This window comes from Streptomyces triticagri, assembly GCF_003429565.1.
Taxonomy (GTDB): Bacteria; Actinomycetota; Actinomycetes; order Streptomycetales; family Streptomycetaceae; genus Streptomyces; species Streptomyces triticagri.
The window spans coordinates 1-18149 of the sequence record NZ_QUAK01000071.1; the positions used below are offsets into that span (position 1 = coordinate 1).

At 71.6% G+C, this 18149-nt stretch carries 16 protein-coding genes and 1 riboswitch; of the genes, 8 read left to right on the forward strand and 8 right to left on the reverse strand.

What is annotated here, in order from left to right; genetic code table 11:
* The 3 genes from DY218_RS34210 to DY218_RS12830 all read left to right on the forward strand — a co-directional run.
* A partial coding sequence (locus DY218_RS34210) for a hypothetical protein (RefSeq protein WP_158574030.1) occupies positions 1-905 on the forward strand: 905 nt, incomplete at its 5' end.
* Positions 906-1106: 201 nt separating this feature from the next.
* Positions 1107-1619: a DoxX family protein gene (locus DY218_RS12825; protein ID WP_199566710.1), complete on the forward strand. Its 513-nt coding sequence runs from the start codon at positions 1107-1109 to the stop codon at positions 1617-1619.
* Positions 1620-1711: 92 nt separating this feature from the next.
* Positions 1712-2131 (forward strand): hypothetical protein, encoded by a 420-nt coding sequence (locus DY218_RS12830; protein WP_128556113.1) that lies wholly within the window; start codon positions 1712-1714, stop codon positions 2129-2131.
* A 131-nt stretch (positions 2132-2262) separates the two neighbouring features.
* Here the strand turns inward: DY218_RS12830 and DY218_RS12835 are convergent, their stop codons facing one another.
* Together DY218_RS12835 and DY218_RS12840 are read right to left on the reverse strand one after the other, a co-directional pair.
* Positions 2263-2529: a hypothetical protein gene (locus tag DY218_RS12835; protein ID WP_128556114.1), complete on the reverse strand. Its 267-nt coding sequence runs from the start codon at positions 2527-2529 to the stop codon at positions 2263-2265.
* Positions 2516-3898 carry a PspC domain-containing protein gene (locus tag DY218_RS12840; RefSeq protein ID WP_128556115.1) on the reverse strand — a complete coding sequence of 461 codons (1383 nt, stop codon included), beginning with the start codon at positions 3896-3898 and terminating at the stop codon, positions 2516-2518. Before DY218_RS12840 ends, DY218_RS12835 begins: the two co-directional genes overlap by 14 nt.
* Before the next feature lie 169 nt (positions 3899-4067).
* Between DY218_RS12840 and DY218_RS12845 the strand changes: the two genes are divergently transcribed.
* The gene (locus tag DY218_RS12845; protein ID WP_128556116.1) at positions 4068-5396 is read left to right on the forward strand and encodes an ATP-binding protein; all 1329 of its coding nucleotides are present in this window, start codon (positions 4068-4070) and stop codon (positions 5394-5396) included.
* Positions 5393-6160, forward strand: a complete 768-nt coding sequence (locus DY218_RS12850) for a LuxR C-terminal-related transcriptional regulator (protein ID WP_128556117.1) — start codon at positions 5393-5395, stop codon at positions 6158-6160. The genes DY218_RS12845 and DY218_RS12850 overlap by 4 nt, the downstream gene beginning before the upstream one ends.
* Positions 6161-6177: 17 nt before the next feature.
* Here DY218_RS12850 and DY218_RS12855 read toward each other — a convergent pair whose 3' ends face one another.
* Positions 6178-7224, reverse strand: a complete 1047-nt coding sequence (locus DY218_RS12855; protein ID WP_128556118.1) for a C40 family peptidase — start codon at positions 7222-7224, stop codon at positions 6178-6180.
* 262 nt (positions 7225-7486) lie between these two features.
* On the opposite strand from DY218_RS12855, the gene DY218_RS12860 reads away from it, so the two are divergent.
* The gene (locus DY218_RS12860; protein WP_128556119.1) at positions 7487-7840 is read left to right on the forward strand and encodes a hypothetical protein; all 354 of its coding nucleotides are present in this window, start codon (positions 7487-7489) and stop codon (positions 7838-7840) included.
* Between the two features lie 78 nt (positions 7841-7918).
* On the opposite strand, the gene DY218_RS12865 is transcribed toward DY218_RS12860, so the two are convergent.
* Positions 7919-9085 (reverse strand): C40 family peptidase, encoded by a 1167-nt coding sequence (locus tag DY218_RS12865; RefSeq protein WP_128556120.1) that lies wholly within the window; start codon positions 9083-9085, stop codon positions 7919-7921.
* Positions 9086-9092: 7 nt separating this feature from the next.
* A riboswitch (cyclic di-AMP (ydaO/yuaA leader) is annotated at positions 9093-9239 on the reverse strand.
* 294 nt (positions 9240-9533) lie between these two features.
* Between DY218_RS12865 and DY218_RS12870 the strand changes: the two genes are divergently transcribed.
* Positions 9534-12104, forward strand: coding sequence for an ATP-dependent DNA helicase (locus DY218_RS12870; protein ID WP_128556121.1), 2571 nt, complete (start codon positions 9534-9536; stop codon positions 12102-12104).
* A gap of 97 nt (positions 12105-12201) precedes the next feature.
* Here the strand turns inward: DY218_RS12870 and DY218_RS12875 are convergent, their stop codons facing one another.
* The 3 genes from DY218_RS12875 to DY218_RS12885 form a co-directional block, all read right to left on the reverse strand.
* The gene (locus DY218_RS12875; RefSeq protein ID WP_128556122.1) at positions 12202-12822 is read right to left on the reverse strand and encodes a hypothetical protein; all 621 of its coding nucleotides are present in this window, start codon (positions 12820-12822) and stop codon (positions 12202-12204) included.
* 208 nt (positions 12823-13030) lie between these two features.
* Positions 13031-14758, reverse strand: a complete 1728-nt coding sequence (locus tag DY218_RS12880) for a M23 family metallopeptidase (protein ID WP_128556123.1) — start codon at positions 14756-14758, stop codon at positions 13031-13033.
* A gap of 193 nt (positions 14759-14951) precedes the next feature.
* A complete protein-coding gene (locus DY218_RS12885; protein WP_128556124.1) occupies positions 14952-15923 on the reverse strand; it encodes an esterase/lipase family protein in 972 nt (323 codons plus the stop codon).
* A gap of 292 nt (positions 15924-16215) precedes the next feature.
* On the opposite strand from DY218_RS12885, the gene DY218_RS12890 reads away from it, so the two are divergent.
* The gene (locus tag DY218_RS12890; protein WP_128556125.1) at positions 16216-16632 is read left to right on the forward strand and encodes a cobalamin B12-binding domain-containing protein; all 417 of its coding nucleotides are present in this window, start codon (positions 16216-16218) and stop codon (positions 16630-16632) included.
* Positions 16633-16710: 78 nt separating this feature from the next.
* Here the strand turns inward: DY218_RS12890 and DY218_RS12895 are convergent.
* A partial coding sequence (locus DY218_RS12895; RefSeq protein ID WP_128556126.1) for a DUF5691 domain-containing protein occupies positions 16711-18149 on the reverse strand: 1439 nt, incomplete at its 5' end.

The following is an 18149-nucleotide window of genomic DNA, read 5'->3' on the forward strand; positions in this document are numbered from 1 at the left end:
GCACCTCCGCCGTCGTCGCGGCCGTCGCCCTGGCCGCCGCGCTCACCGCGGGCACCCGGGCCTGGCGCGGCCGCGGCGGCGCCCTCGCCCTCCTCGTCGGTGACGACAACCGCCTCTCCACCTCCCGTTCCGTGGCGGCGAGTTGGGTCCTGCTGCTTGCCTTCGCCCTCCTCTTCCTCGCCACCGAGCTGCTGCTCGCCTCGTCCGCGTCCGTCCGCACCCGCCTGCTCGACGGCCTCGCCCCGGCCCGGAGCGCCGCGCTCCTCACGGTCTTCGCGGTGATCTGCGCGGTGGCCGTACTGGTCCGCCGCGTCGTCGCCGTACGGGTGGCCGGGCAGCGCCTGCAGAAGGTCGGCGCCGACCGGCCCCGGCCCGCCGACCTCCTCACCGACGACGCGGGCCGCGTCTCCTTCGCCGATCTGCAGTACGTGGTGGTGAGCACCGCCGCCCTCGTGTTCGCCGCGGTCGCCCTGGCCCGCCAGCCCGGACGGCTCCCCGATCTGCCGTGGGGCCCGGCCCTGTTGCTGCTTGTCTCCACCGGCACGTACCTGATCGCCAAATACGCGGAGGGCGGCCGCCCGGTCATCCACGCGGTGGTCCGATCCCGCGAACCGGGCGACCTCGACGCCCCCATCCGGACCGGCGACGACATCGAGATCCGCGGCGCCGGCTTCGTGCCGCCCGGCGCGCAGACGCCGGACCGCCTCGCCCGCCTGGTGGTACGCATCGGGGCCGTGCACGCCCACGTCCCGCTGGTCCCGGTGCCCGGCGGCTTCGCCAACCCCACGGACGCGGTCCTCACCGTGCCCGTACCCGCCTATGTCGAGCCCGGCCGCGTCGACGTCAGCGTGATCACCGCCTCCGGCGCGGAGACGAACCGCTGCACGATCGACGTCACGGAGTGACAGCGTGACGGAGTGACGGACGGGAACTTCTGGGCCTCCTGCTCCTCCCGGGGAGTTGTCACGGTTCCTGCCGCATGCCTGGTGAGCGGGCGCCGCACCTCGTACGTATGGTCTGTTGACGGATCAACCGTCCGTTGACGGCTCAACGGTCGGCGGACCGAACGGTCCGGTTCAGCGGTTCAACGGAGAGGCGGACGCGCAATGGCCCACAGCATGCGGCCCGACCCGTACATCCCCCCGAGCGCGGGGACCGGCTGGAAGGACACTGCGACGCGCTACGCCCTGGTCCCGCTCAGAATCTTCCTCGGCGTCACCTTCATCTACGCAGGCCTCGACAAGCTGACGGACAGCGCCTTCATGTCGTCCTCGGGGCAGGGCTCGATCGGCGAGCAGATGCAGGCGGTCCGCGACACCTCGGCCATCCCGGCCCTGGTCGACCAGGCCCTGAAGAGCCCTGTCGGCTTCGGATACGCCATCGCCATCGGCGAGTTGGCCGTCGGCCTCGGCACCCTCATCGGCCTGCTGGCCCGCATCGCCGCCCTCGGCGGCGCCCTGATCTCCCTCAGCCTCTGGCTCACGGTCAGCTGGGCGGTGGAGCCGTACTACTACGGAAATGATCTTGCATACATGATGGCCTGGCTGCCACTGATCCTGGCCGGGGCCTCCGTATGGTCGATGGACGCCCTGCTCAGCGGGCGGCGCACACGCTTCTAGCCCGGGGTGCCTCGGCGCGCTCTGCCGCTCGTCCTCGCCTCGCTCTACACTCCTCACCTTGCCGGCGGTTGATCCGACACGGGGGGTTGAGGTTGGCCGAGAGCGGTGACGCCCAGAAGCTCGCGGCCTGGCTCGGGGTCGTGGTGTCGATCATCGCGGTGCTGGGGTTCTTCGGCATCGACAGGTTCGACGATCTGAAACGGGCGGTTGCTTCCCCGGAGCAGGCAGAGGCGTGCGAGAAGGCGCGAGCCGCCGTCGGCGACGCCGCCGATGCTCCGTCGCTCCGAGTGAATCCTGCCAAGTACTCCCCCCTTGCCGGGGCGTTGCGGGAGGCGGCCGGGCTCACGGAGGACAAGGAGCTCGGCAGACGGCTTCATGCATCGGCCGAAGCCTTCTCCGCGTACACCCGCGCCCTCGTGGCGGAGGACACGAAGAGGGCTTGGGAAGCTCACGCGCTGGCGAACCAGTCCCAGGAGAGCTGGACTTCGTACTGCAAGGCGAACGGCGTGTAGCTGCTGGACCGGCGGCACAGGGACGCGCGGCTCGAGGAGCGCCGAGGCGACTCCGCTGCGGGTGCGCGCGGGGGCACGATCGCCGGCGGCCCGTCAGGTCGTCCGGGGTGGGCTTCATCGGTGGTGCGCTCTCACCTCGCGGCCCGGGTGGTGGTGTCGTCGGTGTCCGGTGGGGTGTCGGCGGGCTCCACGGGTGCGTTGCGGCGGGTGCGGCGGCGGATGGCGTACGAGAGGACTCCGGCGATCGCGCCGAGGATCAGGCCGGCGGCGACGATCGGGATGGCCAGGAACCACGCCGGCTCCCAACCGCCCGTCGCCGAGCCGAGATACACGACGCCCGCGCCGGTGAAGGCCAGGCCGACGATCAGCCGGCCGGGCTCGAAATCATGACGCAGCACGGGTCACCTCCACCTGTCCGACGCCCACCTCGAGCCGAAGCTCGATCGTGCCGCCGGTCTTGTCGCTTCCGCCGGAGCCGGAGTCGACCGGCGGCGGCAGGGTCACCTTGCGGTCCTCGCCGACCGTGACGAAGACGTCGTTCCTGTCCCACTCCGGGAGTCGGATGTCGCCGGCGCCCACCTCGACGTCGACCTTCAGGGTCACATCGCGCGGTACGCGGACCACCGCGCGGCCCGCGCCGACCTCGACCCCGGTGCGTACGGTCTGATCCTCGGCCACGTCGATCTTGCGCAGGTCCAGGGTGCCGACGCCGCTGCCCAGTTCGTAGTGCGGCTTCACCGTGGCGGCCGCCGTCGGCTTCCACTCGGTGCGGATCCAGTGGGTCGAGATGTTCTCCGGCACGGCTGTCGCTGCGGTCAGCGCCGCGGCGGTCAGTACGCCGAGTATCACCAGCCCCGGACCCGTACGGCCGAGGAACGCGCTGACCGCGAGGCCGAGCCCGGTCACCGCGAGGGCGCAGGCGAAACCGGTCTGCAGACTGATGGCGAGCGGGTGGCCGTCCCAGGTGAGGCTCATCCCGATGCCGCCGGCGAGGAGGGCGAGCAGGAAGACCCAGCCGCCGATCCGGGCCGGGCCCGGCGGCGCGGGCCGCGGTTTGTCCCACTGGCGGGGGCGGGCGAAGGGGTCGACCGGTGTCCGGGCATCCGCGTGCAGCTCCGCCGCCACCTGCACGGCGGCGTCCGGCGGGCCCCACAGATAGTCGGCGCCGGGCGGGCCCTCCTTCTCCAGCGGGTCGCGCCACCACGACTTCGGTACGGAGACGGGCGGGGCCTTGGCCTCCGGGGGCGCGTCCGCCACGGCCTGGGCGGTGACCGGGTCGGGAGTGACCGTCTTGCGCTGCTGCGACCAGTAACCCGCGCCCGCGAGGAGGAGACCGAGGACCGCGGCGAAGGTCATCACCCCGCCGTTGCGCACCATCGACAGGAGCAGGCCGCAGCCGATCAGGGCGAAGAGGATGGCGGTCAGCGCCGCGCCGTCCACCCGGCCGGACAGCAGCCGCCGCCCCTCGTGGTCCTCCTGGCCGTCCGCGGGGACGAGCAGCCAGGCGAATCCGTAGAAGATCAGGCCGAGACCGCCGGTGGCCGCGAGCACGGCCAGGACGATACGGAAGATCACCGGGTCCATGTCGCAGTGCCGGCCGAGGCCGGAGCAGACGCCGCCGATCACTCCGTGTCCGGTGTCGCGGCGCAGCTTCGCGGGCCGGGCCGGGTGAAGGGCTTCGTCCGGGGGCAGGGCAGTGCCGTCCGCCGTGCTTCCCGGCTCGGCCGCGGGCGTCCCGGCGTGCGGCGCATGGTCCCGTTCTGTCATGTGTCCATGGTGACGGGCCGAGGCGCCCGGTGGCAGGCGGGACAACCCTGGCCGAACCCTGAGATCCGCCCGGAGGCGACCCGGAGCGCGCCCACGGACCGGAGATCAGGGACGTCTCGGGGATCGACCCTGATGCCCCGGCCCTGCTCCCCGTGTGAGGATCGGTGACATGCCAGCCGCAGCCGTCCAGACCGAAGAGACGCAGCCGCTGCGCAAGCTCTACCGCAGCGGCGAAGGCCGTTGGCTCGGGGGAGTGGCGCGGGGGCTCGCCGGGCATCTCGGGCTGCCCGTCGTCTGGGTGCGGCTCGTCTTCATCGGCCTGTTCATGGCGAACGGCCTCGGGGCGCTGGTGTACGGCGCGTTCTGGTTCTTCGTGCCGCTCGGTGTCGGCGGTGTCGGCGGTGGCGGCACGGGTGCGGCTGCGGGCGGTGGTGCGACCGGAGCCGCCGAGCGTCCGCACACCGTGACGACGGAGACGGGGGCGGACGGCCGGCGCAGACTCGTGGTGCGCAGGATGGACAAGGGCCAGTTCATCGCCCTGCTCCTGATGGTCGTCGTCTCCATGGTCTTCGTGGGCAGTGTCGACATGGGCGGCCCGTCCCGGGCCTACCTGTGGCCGACCCTGCTGGTCGCGGCGGGCGTGGCACTGGTCTGGCGGCAGGCGGACAACGCCCGGCGGGCCCGCTGGATGGCCGTCGGCAGCCGCCGCCGCACGCTGAACATCGCGCGGGCGGCGGGCGGCGTCGCCCTGGTCGGCACCGGCGTCACCGGCATCTTCGTCACCCAGGGCTCCGTCGAGCATCTCGGCTCCGTGCTGCAGGCCGCCGTCGCCGTGGTCGCGGGCATCGGTCTGCTGGCCGGCCCGTACGTGGTGCGGATGGTGCAGGATCTGAACGACGAGCGGACGCTGCGCATCCGCGCCCAGGAGCGGGCCGAGGTGGCCGCGCATGTGCACGACTCGGTGCTGCACACACTGACCCTGATCCAGCGCAATGCGGAGAGCCCCGCCGAGGTGCGCCGCCTCGCCCGCGCCCAGGAGAGGGACCTGCGCACCTGGCTGTACAAGCCGGAGGGCACCGGCAAGGACGAGGACGAGGAGCCGGAGAATCTCGCCGACGCGGTCCGCAAGGCCGCCGCCGAGGTGGAGGACAAGCACGGGGTGCCGCTCGAGGTCGTGGTGGTCGGCGACTGCGATCTGGACGAGCGCCTTTCCGCACAGATGCAGGCCGCACGGGAAGCAATGGTCAATGCCGCCAAGTACGGTGGCGAGGGCGGTGCGGTGCAGGTCTTCGCAGAGGTCGAGGGGAGTTCGGTGTTCGTGTCCGTACGAGACCGCGGTCCCGGCTTCGATCTGGACGCGGTGCCCGCCGACCGCATGGGCGTACGGGAGTCAATCATCGGCAGGATGCAGCGGAACGGCGGCACGGCGCGACTGCGCGCGGTGCCCGGCGGTGGCACCGAGGTCGAGCTGGAGATGGAGAGGACGGCGACGCCATGAGCGACGCGACGGAGCGGACCGAGTCCCCGGAGCCGGAGCGGCCCGTGGGCGAGGCGTCGACAAGCGCGGCCCAGGAACCGGACCCGGTCCAGGGCGAGGTCTCGCGCCGGGTGCGGGTCGTCCTCGTCGACGACCACCGGATGTTCCGTACGGGAGTGCAGGCCGAGATCGGACAGACCGCCAGGACCGGGGTCGACGTGGTGGGCGAGGCCGCCGACGTCGACCAGGCGGTGAGCGTGATCACCGCGACCCGGCCGGAGGTCGTCCTGCTCGATGTGCACCTGCCGGGCGGCGGCGGGGTCGAAGTGCTGCGCCGCTGCGCCCCGTTGGCGGCCGACGCGGAGCGGCCGGTGCGCTTCCTCGCGCTGTCGGTGTCCGATGCCGCGGAGGATGTGATCGGGGTGATCCGCGGAGGTGCCCGCGGATACGTCACCAAGACCATCACCGGCACGGATCTCGTCGATTCGATCTTCCGGGTGCGGGACGGCGACGCGGTGTTCTCGCCGCGCCTGGCCGGATTCGTACTCGATGCGTTCGCGTCCACGGACGCGCCCCCGGTGGACGAGGACCTGGACCGCCTCACCCAGCGCGAGCGCGAGGTGCTGCGCCTGATCGCCCGCGGCTATGCGTACAAGGAGGTGGGCAAGCAGCTGTTCATCTCGGTGAAGACGGTGGAGTCCCATGTCTCCGCCGTACTGCGGAAGTTGCAGCTGTCGAATCGCCATGAGCTGACCCGCTGGGCGGCCGCGCGCCGCCTGGTCTGAGACGTCCCGGGCGTTCCTCAGGCCACCCGCGTCGCCCCCGCGAACGGCATCTCGTCGATGGGCGCGATACGCACCGGCGCACTCGGGTTCGGTGCGTGGATCATCCGACCGTTGCCGAGATAGATGCCGACATGGCTGATGGACGGGTAGAAGAACACCAGGTCACCGGGGGCGAGTTCGGACCGCGCCACGCGCCGGCCCGCGTTGATCTGGGCGTAGGTGGTGCGCGGCAGCGAGACGCCCGCGGCGCGGTACGCGGCCTGGGTGAGCCCGGAGCAGTCGAAGGAGTTCGGCCCGGTGGCGCCCCAGACGTACGGGCTGCCGAGCGCACCGTGCGCGTACGAAACCGCCTTCGCGGCACGGGAGTTGGGCGCCTTGATGTCGCCCCGTGGCAGATCGCGCGAGGCGCGCGTGGTGCCGGATTCGCCGGTGACGCGGGCGCGTTCCTCGGTGGTGAGCTCGGCGAGGAGCCGCCGTGCGCGGTTCAGCTTTCCCGTGATCCGGCTCTTGCGCTTCTTCAAGTCGGCCTGGTGACCACTCAGTTCGCGCTGTTTGCTGCGGGCGCGCTCGCGCAGCACGGCCAGCTCGCGCAACTGCCTGCGCACCCCGGTGACGGTCGCCGCCTGCCGGTCGCCCGCCCGGTCGGCGCGCATCACCTGGTCCAGGTACTCGTCCGGGTCGGAGGACAGGGCGAGTTGCAGCGACGGGTCGACACCGCCGGTCCGGTACTGCGCCGTGGCGGCCGAACCGAGCGAGGTACGGGCCGAGTTGAGCGTCTCGGTGCGCCGCGCGGCCTCGTCCTGCAGCCGCCGCACCTCCGCCTTCGCCGCGTCGGCCTTCTCCTTGCTGCCGTTGTACTGCTCGGTGGCCGCCTCGGCCGCCCGGTACAGCTTGTCGACCTTCGCCTTCACCTGCGCCGGAGTGGGCCGGGGCTCGGCGATCCCGGTGCCGTCGAAGGCGGTCGCGGTGGCGGCTCCGGCGAGCGCCAGGGTGAGTGCCGTACGGGCCGTGTGGCCGGTGAGCGAGGGCGTGCGGGGTGTGCGGGGTTTTCGGTGCGCAGCCACGGGGGCCTCCACATCCTTGCTGTGCCGGGTGGGCCCCCGGCGCTGCCAGGTGATCGCCGGGGACCTGAGCAAGGACGGTAGAGCGCTGGGTCACGGAACGGTGACGCAATGTGCGTAACTGACGCAAGGGTGTGCAGTGGTGACCACATTCGGCCGCTGCGTGCGAGGCACCCGACGCGCACGGCGGACTCCCTGACCGAAGTGTGCGGTGAGGCTGCCCTGACTGCAGGGGCGTGATAGCCGCCTGGTTAGGCTCCGGAGCATGGACGTCCTCACCAATGTGTTCGTGGGTCTGCACATCATCGGCATCGCCTCGCTGCTCGGCGGGTTCCTGACCCAGATGAAGGCGATGGGCGACGGCACCGCCCGGTTCTCGCCGGCGATGGTGCACGGCGCGCTCACGATGCTCGTCACGGGCGTCGTCCTCGTCGGCCTCAACCAGGCCGACGACCAGCCCGTGAACAACCTCAAGATCGGCATCAAACTCGCCGTACTGATCGTGATCCTCGCCCTGGTCTATGTGAAGCGGGACGAGGAGAGGGCGGACAAGTCCCTCTTCGGCCTCGTCGGCGCACTGACCGTCGTCAACATCTTCCTCGCGGTGCTGTGGACCTGATCCCCGCCGCCCCGCAGCGCACATGACGGTGCCCCGGTCCACCCTCGCGGGACCGGGGCACCGTCGTACGTACGGACCTCAGGCGGGCCGCACCACGCTGTGGATCGGCATGTAGTAGATCGACTCCACCCGGACGTTCGTCCCGGGCTTCGGCGCGTGGATCATCTCGCCGTTGCCGATGTAGATGCCGACGTGGCTGATGTCGTCGTAGAAGAAGACCAGGTCGCCGGGCTTGGCGTTGTCGACCGAGACGGTCGTGCCGACCTTCACCTGGTCCCAGGTGGTGCGCGGCAGTGAGATCCCGGCGGTCTTCCAGGCGTCCTGGGTCAGCCCCGAGCAGTCGTAAGAGTCCGGTCCCGCCGCGCCCCAGACGTACGGCTTGCCTATCTGGCCGCGGGCGAACGAGATGACCTTCTCGGCCTTCGCCGCGTACGAGTCCGAGGAACCGGAGTCACTACCGGAACCGGAACCGCTGCCGGACTCCTGCTCCTCGCGCTCCTTCTCCTTCGCGGCCTCCTCGGCCTTGCGCTTGCGCTCCGCCTCCGCGGCCTGCTTCCTGGCCAGCTCCTCGGCCTTGCGCTTGGCCTCGGCCTCCTTCTTCCGCTCGATCGCGGCGAGCCGGGCCTTCTCCTCCGCGGTCAGCTCCGAGAGCAGTTTGCGCGCCTCGCCGAGCTTCTTCTGCACGGTCTGCTTGCTGCGCTTGAGCTCGGCCTGCGAGGAGGTGAGCGATTCGAGGCTCTCGGTGGCCTCGGAGCGCTTCTTGGTGGCGGAGGCCTGCAGGTCCTTGTAGTCGTTGACGGCCTTCTGCTGCCGGTCGCTCAGCCGGCTCATCAACTGCCGCTGGTCGAACAGCTGCTGGGGGTCGTCGGCGAGCAGCATGTTTGCGGTCGCAGACGTACCGCCCTCGCGGTACTGGGCGGCGGCGAGCGAACCGAGCGCGCGCCGGGCGTCGTTGAGCTCGTCGGTGCGCTTGGCGACCTGGTCGAGGAGTCCGTCGACGTGCTTGCGCTGCTTCTCGGTGCGCTCCTTGGCGGAGTTGTACTTCTGGGTGGCGGCGCCGGCCTGGCGGTACAGGGCGTCGACCTTCTTCTGTACGTCCTCGAGGGACGGTTTCGGCTCCGCCGGAGCGGCGTTCGCGCTCTGCGACAGCAGGGCCACCGAGGTGAGGGCGGCGGTGGTGATGCCGACGGCCTGCGAAGTGCGCAGCCGATTCGTCCGGTTCCGCAGCTTGCGGTGCGACGCCAAGGGAGGCGCTCCTTCCGTTGACCGCCTACCGGGTTAGCTGTCGGGTTCGGGCGGGTGGTTCGGAAGGGCTGCCCTACGGTCCGTACGGGGCTGTACGGTCCGATTCACCCCAAGGTCATTGGGTCCCCGGCTCCGGATCCGGCACCCGTGGGCGCCCCGGACTCGGCGTAGGCCGCTCGTCCCGACGCCAGTCGCCGGTGGGGGTACGGGCAGCCCGCGGAGCACGCTAGCCAACTCCCGTTGCCCCTGTGAAGGTTGGTGTTCGATATGCCCGATACGTTTTCGTGACTTTCGCGCTCTGTGAAGGATCGTGCACAGAGAAGTACGGGAAGTGAGGGAACTGCGCCGCTCGTTGCACAGGCGGGTGTGCGGGCAGCACAGGCGGGTGTGCGGCCCTTTCCCGGACGAGGGCCGCGGTGTCAGTCCGGGCGCCTAGACTCGGGAGGCGATGAGCAGCCTCTTTGACGACCAGTTCCTGGCGGACCTCACCCCTCCGGACGAGGGCCCCCCGCCGCCCCCCGAGGAGCCGGGGCGTCCGGAAGACGCCCCGGACGACCTCTTCGGCGGCCGGTACGACGCGCCGGCACCCCGGGACGCCTACTACCGCGACGGCGCCCCGCGCCCGGCCGTCGACCCGGCGGCACTCCTCGAGGGGCTGAACGAGAACCAGCGCGAGGCGGTCGTCCACTCCGGCTCCCCGCTGCTCATCGTGGCCGGCGCCGGCTCCGGCAAGACGCGTGTCCTGACCCACCGGATCGCGCACCTGCTCGCCGAGCGGCACGTCCACCCGGGCCAGATCCTGGCGATCACCTTCACCAACAAGGCCGCGGGCGAGATGAAGGAGCGCGTCGCCGATCTGGTCGGCCCCCGGGCGAGCGCGATGTGGGTGATGACCTTCCACAGCGCCTGCGTCCGCATCCTGCGCCGCGAGTCCAAGCGGCTCGGCTTCACCTCGTCGTTCTCCATCTACGACGCCGCGGACTCCAAGCGTCTGATGGCCCTGGTCTGCCGCGATCTGGACCTCGACCCGAAGCGTTTCCCGCCCAAGTCCTTCAGCGCCAAGGTCTCGAATCTGAAGAACGAGCTGATCGACGAGGAGACCTTCGCGGGTCAGGCCGCCGACGGATTCGAGAAGACGGTCGCCCAGGCGTACTCGATGTACCAGTCCCGCCTCCGCGAGGCGAACGCCCTGGACTTCGACGACCTGATCATGACCACGGTCCACCTGCTCCAGGCCTTCCCGGACGTCGCCGAGCACTACCGCCGCCGCTTCCGGCACGTCATGGTCGACGAGTACCAGGACACCAACCACGCCCAGTACGCCCTGGTCCGCGAGCTGGTCGGCCCGCCCGCCGAGGACGAGGGCCCGGGGCCCGCCGAGCTCTGCGTGGTGGGTGACGCGGACCAGTCGATCTACGCCTTCCGCGGCGCCACCATCCGGAACATCCTCCAGTTCGAGGAGGACTACCCGGACGCGACGACGATCCTCCTGGAGCAGAACTACCGCTCCACCCAGACCATCCTCAGCGCGGCCAACGCGGTCATCGAGCGCAACGAGAGCCGCCGCCCCAAGAACCTCTGGACGAACGCGGGCGCGGGCCCCCGCATCACCGGATACGTCGCGGACACCGAGCACGACGAGGCACAGTTCGTCGCCGACGAGATCGACCGGCTCACCGACGCGGACGAGGCCAAGGCCGGTGACATGGCGGTCTTCTACCGGACGAACGCCCAGTCCCGTGTCTTCGAGGAGATCTTCATCCGCGTCGGCCTGCCGTACAAGGTCGTCGGCGGCGTGCGGTTCTACGAGCGCAAGGAGGTCCGGGACGTCCTCGCGTACCTGCGCGTCCTGGCCAACCCGGAGGACTCCGTGCCGCTGCGCCGGATTCTCAATGTCCCCAAGCGCGGCATCGGCGACCGCGCCGAGGCGATGATCGACGCCCTCGCCCAGCGCGAGCGGATCAGCTTCGCGCAGGCGCTGCGCCGCGTGGACGAGGCGTACGGGATGGCCGCCCGCTCGGCCAACGCGGTGCGGCGGTTCAACGCGCTGATGGACGAGCTGCACACCGTCGTGGAGTCCGGGGCGGGTCCGGCCACGGTGCTCGAGGCGGTCCTGGAGCGCACGGGCTATCTCGCCGAACTGCAGTCCTCCACCGACCCGCAGGACGAGACCCGCATCGAGAACTTGCAGGAACTGGCCGCGGTGGCCCTGGAGTTCGAGGGGGAGAGCGGGAGCACGGACTCGACCTCCGGTACCGACTCCGACGACGCCCCGACCTCCGGTACCGACTCCGACGACGCCTCGGCGTCCGAGGAGACCCCGGCGTCCGAGGAGACCCCGGCCCCCGAAGGCGCTCCGGTCGCCGGCGACGGACTCGCCGGCTTCCTGGAGCGGGTCGCCCTCGTCGCGGACTCCGACCAGATCCCGGACGAGGACGACGACGGCACCGGCGTCATCACCCTGATGACCCTGCACACCGCGAAGGGCCTGGAGTTCCCGGTGGTCTTCCTGACCGGCATGGAGGACGGCGTGTTCCCGCACATGCGCGCCCTCGGCCAGGTCAAGGAGCTCGAGGAGGAGCGCCGCCTCGCATACGTCGGGATCACCCGCGCCCGCGAGCGGCTCTATCTGACGCGCGCGTCCATGCGCAGCGCCTGGGGCCAGCCCTCGTACAATCCGCCGTCGCGTTTCCTGGAGGAGATCCCGGACCAGCACCTCGACTGGAAGCGCACCGGGTCGGTCGGCTCCGCCCCGTCCGCAGGACCCACGGCGGGGATCACCGCGTCGTTGTCGTCGTCCCGTACGCGGTCCGGGCCCTCGGGCTTCGCCACCCGCCGCGCCGGCGACAAGCCGGTGGTGTCCCTGACCGCCGGAGACCGGGTCACCCACGACCAGTTCGGCCTCGGCACGGTCGTCGCGGTGGAGGGTGCGGGCGACAAGGCCCGCGCGACCATCGACTTCGGCGACCCCAAGCCCAAGGTACTGCTGCTGCGTTACGCCCCGGTGGAGAAGCTCTAGGGATACGGGGGTACGGACACCCCTGGCGCTCGCGCGGCAAGCGTGGGCGGGGCCGGTCGACGCTCGGGTCGACCGGCCCCGCCGTACTGCGCAGCTACTACAGCGTGGGCAGCGTCGGTACCTCGGCCACGCCCGGGATGGTGGGCAGCGTCGGCAGACCCGGCAGGTCCGCCGCCGGGAGCCCACCGCCGAGCACGATGCTGACGAGGACGTTGACGGTCGCCGTGATGGTGGCCTGGACCGCGGCGGCGGTCACCTTCACGTCGCCCGCGAGCGACGCCTTGATCAGGGCGTCGACCTTGACCTGCAGAGCGGCTGCCGCCTTGGCCTTGAGCTCGGTGCCCGGGTCGGCCGCGGCGGGACCGGGCAGCGCACCGGCCGCCGGGGTCTCGGGCGCGGCCTCGGTGACCTTGGCGAGTGCGGCCTTGATCGCGTCGGCGTGCTTGGTCGCGTCGGCCTCGGTCAGCTTGCCGTCGTCCGCCTTCAGTACGGCGTCGACCAGTGCGGTGACGGGGGTGAGTACGCCGCCGGCGTTCCCGAGCAGCGCCGACTGCTGGGCGAGCGCGTCGGCTCCGGGCACGGGAGCGGCCACGGACGTGGAGTCGGAGGGGACGGTGGAGTCGGAGGTCGCTGCGAAGGCCGGGCCGGCCGCACCGAGTGCGAGGGCGCCGCAGACGGCGGTCGAGACGAGAAGGCCGGCTTTCCGGGAAGTGCGCATGAATCGAATTCCTTTTCGCGGTTGCGGGGTTGTGCTCACCGCAACCGTCCGAGGAATGGACACCCTGCGCAATTTGTCCACTTCTGCGGGTGATCGTGCCGAGGCGTCGTATACGCCTGTGACCATGCGTTTTCCGGTGCCCTCAGGCGGATGTGAGGGTGCATCCGATCGGGGGGAGGCGTGCTGCGGCCGGGTGGGCCGGCGGAGCTTACGTCGGGTCGAGCCCGTGTCCGCGGAGCCACGCCAGTGGATCGATCGCGGATCCCCCGCCCGGCCGGACCTCGAAGTGCAGATGCGGGCCGGTGGAGTTCCCGGAGTTCCCGGAGTACGCGATGGTGTCGCCGGCCTTCACCGAGCCGCCGCGGATCTTCGTGCTCGAGAGGTGGCAGTACCAGGTCTCGGTGCCGTCCTCGGCGGTCACGATCGCCATGTTCCCGTAGGCCGGGTTCCACTGGGTGCGTACCGTGCCGTCGGTGGCGGCCAGTACGGCGGTCCCGTAGGAGACGGGGAAGTCGATGCCGGAGTGCGCGGACATCCAGTTCACGCCGGCCTGTCCGTAGTACGCGCTGAGTCCGTGCTGCTCGACCGGGATCGCGAACTTCGGGCGGAGCGCCTCCTTGCGGGCGGCCTCCTCGGCCTTCTTCTTCTTTTCGGCCGCCTGGCGCTTCTTGAGGTCGATGCGCTCCTGGGTGCGGCTGGCGCGGTCGGCGAAGTCGTCGGCGTCCGCCGAGAGGTTGGCCAGCTGGGTGTCCAGCTCGTTGTTGGCCGCCGAGGGCTTGACGCTCGCCGGGTCGGGGGCGGCCTGCGTCTTGGGCTCGTCCTTCTCGCTGCCGCCGGCGAGGCCGCCGCTGACCGAGGCCGCGGCGATACCGGCCACCCCGAGCGCGCAGACGGAGGGGACGGCGACGGTGAGGAGCGCGGAGCGCTTGGCCGGTGCGCGACGGCGCGAGCGGCCCCGGCCGCCGCGGGGGGCGCCGGGCGTGAAGTGGGCGACGGGCGCGTCGTCGAGGTCGTTGTACGCGTCGCGGTCCGGGTGGTCGTCGTCCTCGATCCGACCGTCGTACTCGGCGTCGCTGCCGTGGTCGGCCTGGCCGTCGTACTCGGCTCGGCCGTCGAGGTCGTAGCCGTCGGTGCTGTACGCGTCGGTGCCGTATGCGTCGGAGCCGTACCCGTCGGGCTCGTGGCCGCTCTCGGCCGGGGCGGCGTCCGCGCCGAACTGGGCGTCGACGGAGCCCGGATCGAGGGGGTCCGGCGTGCGGGACCCCAGGTCGACGGGGTGCTCGAAAGAGGTGGTCGCGTACTCGTCGTAGGGCGCGGCCAGGGGCTGCCCGCCGGTGTCCGCGGAGTTCCACGCGGTGGCGTCGTAGGCACCGGTCTCGTACCCGGTGGGCGGCTGCGGGTGCCCGAGGTTCAGGGGCGCCTCGAACGCCTGGGTCTGGTCGAAGCCCTGCGGTGCGGCGCCGCCGAGCAGATCCGGGGTGCTCCACTGGCCTGTGGTGTCCCACTGTTCGCCGGGGCCCGGGCCCGCCTGGTTGGGAATGTCGGCCAGCGGCTGGGAACCCGGCGTCGCCCACATGGCGGTCGTGTCGTACGAGCCCGTCCCGTAGGCGGAGGTGTCGTACGTGCCGTAGTCGCCGGTGTCGTGGGCCGTCGCCGTGCTGTGCTGCGTGGCGTAGCCGTCGTAGCCGGCCGTCGTATGCGATCCCGTGCCGAGCGCGTCGTGGCTGCCGGTGCCGTAAGGGTCGGTGCCGTACGGGTCGTAAGCGCCGGTGGACCAGGCCGAGTTGTCCCAATGGTTGCCCCACTGGCCGCTGTGGCCGGTGGTGTCCGTGCCGGGCATCGCGCCGAAGAGCGGGTCGGCGTCAAAAGAAGTGGCGTCGAAGGCGCCGGTGGCGGCACCGTCGTAACCGGCGGCAAAGCCGTGCTGGTCGTTCACCAACTTCTCTTTCGCCTCGACAGCAGGGGGCAGAGCAGTCCGGCGACTGTACCCGGCGGTATGCGACGGCGACAATCTTCGGCAGGTTTCACGGTTTCAGGAAACGGGCAATCGGCCGCCTTTCGGCGGCTCCCCAACCGAGCCTTGGCTTTGTGTTCGAAGTTCGTTCGACTCCGCTTGCCCTGAGCGGCCGCTATGCGACCGAGATGGGTGAGCCCGTTGTGTCCGTCGCGTCCTCGGTGTCCGTGCTGTCCGCGCTGTCCGTCCGGGTCGTGTCGGCGTCGGCATCGAGGGCCCGGCGGATGTCGGCGGCCACGGCCGGATGCACCGGCAGGGCGAGATGCCCGATTCCGCTCACTCGCACGTTGTGCGCGAGGAGGTCGGGGTGGTCCACGCGGGCCGTCTCCACCGGGGACATCACCTGGTCCAGATCGCTCCAGAAAGCGACGAACCGGGTACGGCAGCCCGGCGCCGGCTGCTCGAGCTCGGCCACGACATCGGAGCCCGGGCGCATCTGACGGACGATCGGGTGGGCGCTGAGCAGCGGGGCGACCGCCGTACCGCCGTGCGGCGTGCCCAGGGTGACCAGGGTCCGCACCCGGGTGTCACCGCCGAGGCGCTGGACGTAGTAGCGCGCGATCAGCCCGCCGAGGCTGTGGCCCACGATGTCCACCTGGCGCTGCCCGGTGCGCAGACAGACCTCCTCCACATGCCGCGCGAGCAGTTCGGCGGCGGTGCGGATGTCGCAGGTGAGCAGGGAGTAGTTGAGGGATTCGACGTGCCGGCGGCGGTCCTTGGCGAGGGCGCGGCGCAGCAGGACGAAGACGGAGCGATTGTCGATGAAGCCGTGCAGGAGTACGACGGGCCTGCCGGTCTTCCCCACGATGCCCGCCGTCCCCGCCGTGCCCGTCCCGGGTGTCGTGCCGGCCGGGGCCGTGCGGCGCTCCTGCGTGAGGCCGGACGGATAGAGGAGGAGGTGGCCGGCGAGCACGGCGAGCTCGAGGGTGGCCGACCTGTACAGCGCTGTGGACAGCGGGAGATGCGGCGCCGGTCGCAACCGGCCCGCGCGGAGCAGCCAGGACTCGAGGATCGGCGTGACGAAGGGGGTGAGGAGGGGAGTGAGGAGGGGAGTGAAGAGTGGGGTCAGGTGGGGCAGGACCTTCATGGCCGACCTCCCGGTGGCATGCCGGGGTCGGCGTCGGCCCCCGTATGCCCTCATGGGGCGCCCGCTGTGCTGTCGTCGCGGCTCCCCTGCAGCGCGGTCCCTGCGACGGCCGGTGTGGTGCCCGGTGCCGGAGCAGCGCTTGGCGAATTTGTCCCACGTGTGATTTCCCCCTCCCTCTGCGGCGCGAAACGGTCGCTTGCGGGATGCTGGCGATAACGTTCGTTCACTTCTCCCGAGGCTCGCTCGGCGAGGATCCTGGGAGTACGCGAGTACTCGGTACATGGAGGCAGTGATGGGTGTGGCAGCCGGTCCGATCCGCGTGGTCGTCGCGAAGCCGGGGCTCGACGGTCACGACCGGGGCGCCAAGGTGATCGCCAGGGCGCTGCGCGACGCCGGTATGGAGGTCATCTACACCGGCCTGCACCAGACGCCCGAGCAAGTCGTCGACACCGCGATCCAGGAGGATGCCGACGCGATCGGCCTGTCCATCCTCTCCGGCGCCCACAACACCCTTTTCGCCAAGGTGATCGAGCTCCTCGAGGAGCGTGACGCGGCGGACATCAAGGTCTTCGGCGGCGGCATCATCCCCGAGGACGACATCGCCCCGCTCAAGGCCCAGGGCGTCGCCGAGATCTTCACTCCGGGCGCCACCACGGCCTCGATCGTCGAGTGGGTGCGGTCGAACGTCAGGCATGCGGCCGAGGCGTAGGGGTTCCCCTATCAGGGCCGAGGTGTAGCGAGGGGCTTCAGGCCCGCGGCGTCCGTTCATGGCTGCCGCGTCCGTCGCTCACTCCCCGGGCGCCGCGAGCTCCGTACGTATCGTCGCGCGCAACCGCAAGGTGCCCACCAGGCGCTGGAACGCCTCCGACCAGTACCCGGCCGCACCGGGCGAGCCGTCCTCCGGCTCGTCCGCCGTCGCCGTCAGGGACTCCAGGCGGTCGGCCTCGGCCGGGTCGAGGCAGCGCTCGGCCAGGCCCATCACACCGCTGAAGCTCCACGGGTAACTGCCCGCGTCCCGTGCGATGTTGAGCGCGTCCACGACGGCGCTGCCCAGAGGTCCGCGCCAGGGGACCGCGCACCCGGCGAGCGGCTGGAACGCCTCCGACAGGCCGTGCGCCGCGATGAATCCCGCCACCCACTCGGCGCGTTCGTCCGCCGGGAGAGCGGCCAGCAGCTTGGTGCGCTCGGCCGGCGAGACCGCCCCGGGGCCACCGGATTCGGGTGAGGCGGCCGGGCCGAGCAGCGCACGCGACCACTCGACGTCGCGCTGGCGTACGGCCGCACGGCACCAGGCCGCGTGCAGTTCGCCCCGCCAGTCGTCGGCGACCGGCAGGGCGACGATCGCCTCCGGCGTACGGCCGCCGAACCGCTCCCGCCAGACGGCCGGCGCAACGGCCTCCACCAGCTGGCTCAGCCACCACGACCGCTCACCCCGCCCGGCCGGCGGAGTCGGCGTCACTCCGTCCCGCTCCATCGCCGCATCGCACTCGTGCGGGGCCTCCACGACGATGCCCGTACGGGTCTCGTCCAGGGCCACGCAGGCGGTGGCGCGGGCGGCCATGCGGGCGGCGAGTGCCGAGTCGGGCAGGGCGGAGAGCAACTCGGCGGCCGTCGCACGGACGTTACGACTGCGGTCGGACAGGGCCCGCTCCAGGAACGGCTCGTCCTCGGGCGTGAGCCCGGTGCGCAGCGAGTCGAGGAACATCAGGCGGTCCTCGGCGCGCTCGGTGCCCCAGGTCTCGGCGAGCAGTTCGCGCGCGGCGCCCGCATCGTGTGCCCGTACGGCGGCGAGGAGAGCGACCCGCTCGGCGAACAGGCCCTCCTGCCACAGGAGTTGCACCGCGGCGGTGTCCTCGGGCGCAGGCAGACCGGTGCCGCTGGAACCGGCGCGCAGGGCGTACTTCCAGTCCGGGTTGAGCCGGGCCAGCCAGAGGGCGCGGGGGCCGGCGAACTGCAGGGCGGACGGGCGCAGATCGGTGCGGCCCCTGGCGGCGTCGAGCAGCGCGGGCAGCAGTTCCGGCGGAGCGGCGAAGCCTCGCTCATTGACCGCGGCCAGCCACTGGGGGAGGAGCTCCGTGAGGTCGGGAGCGGTGCCGCGACGGCCCGAACCGCCCGCGCCCGGGCGGTCCGCGAGGAGCGTCGCGAGCCTGCGCCGCGCGGCCGCGGGCAGCGCGGGGCGCGGATCGGGTGCCGACGGCTCGAGCAGCGGTGCGGCGGGCGCGGGCC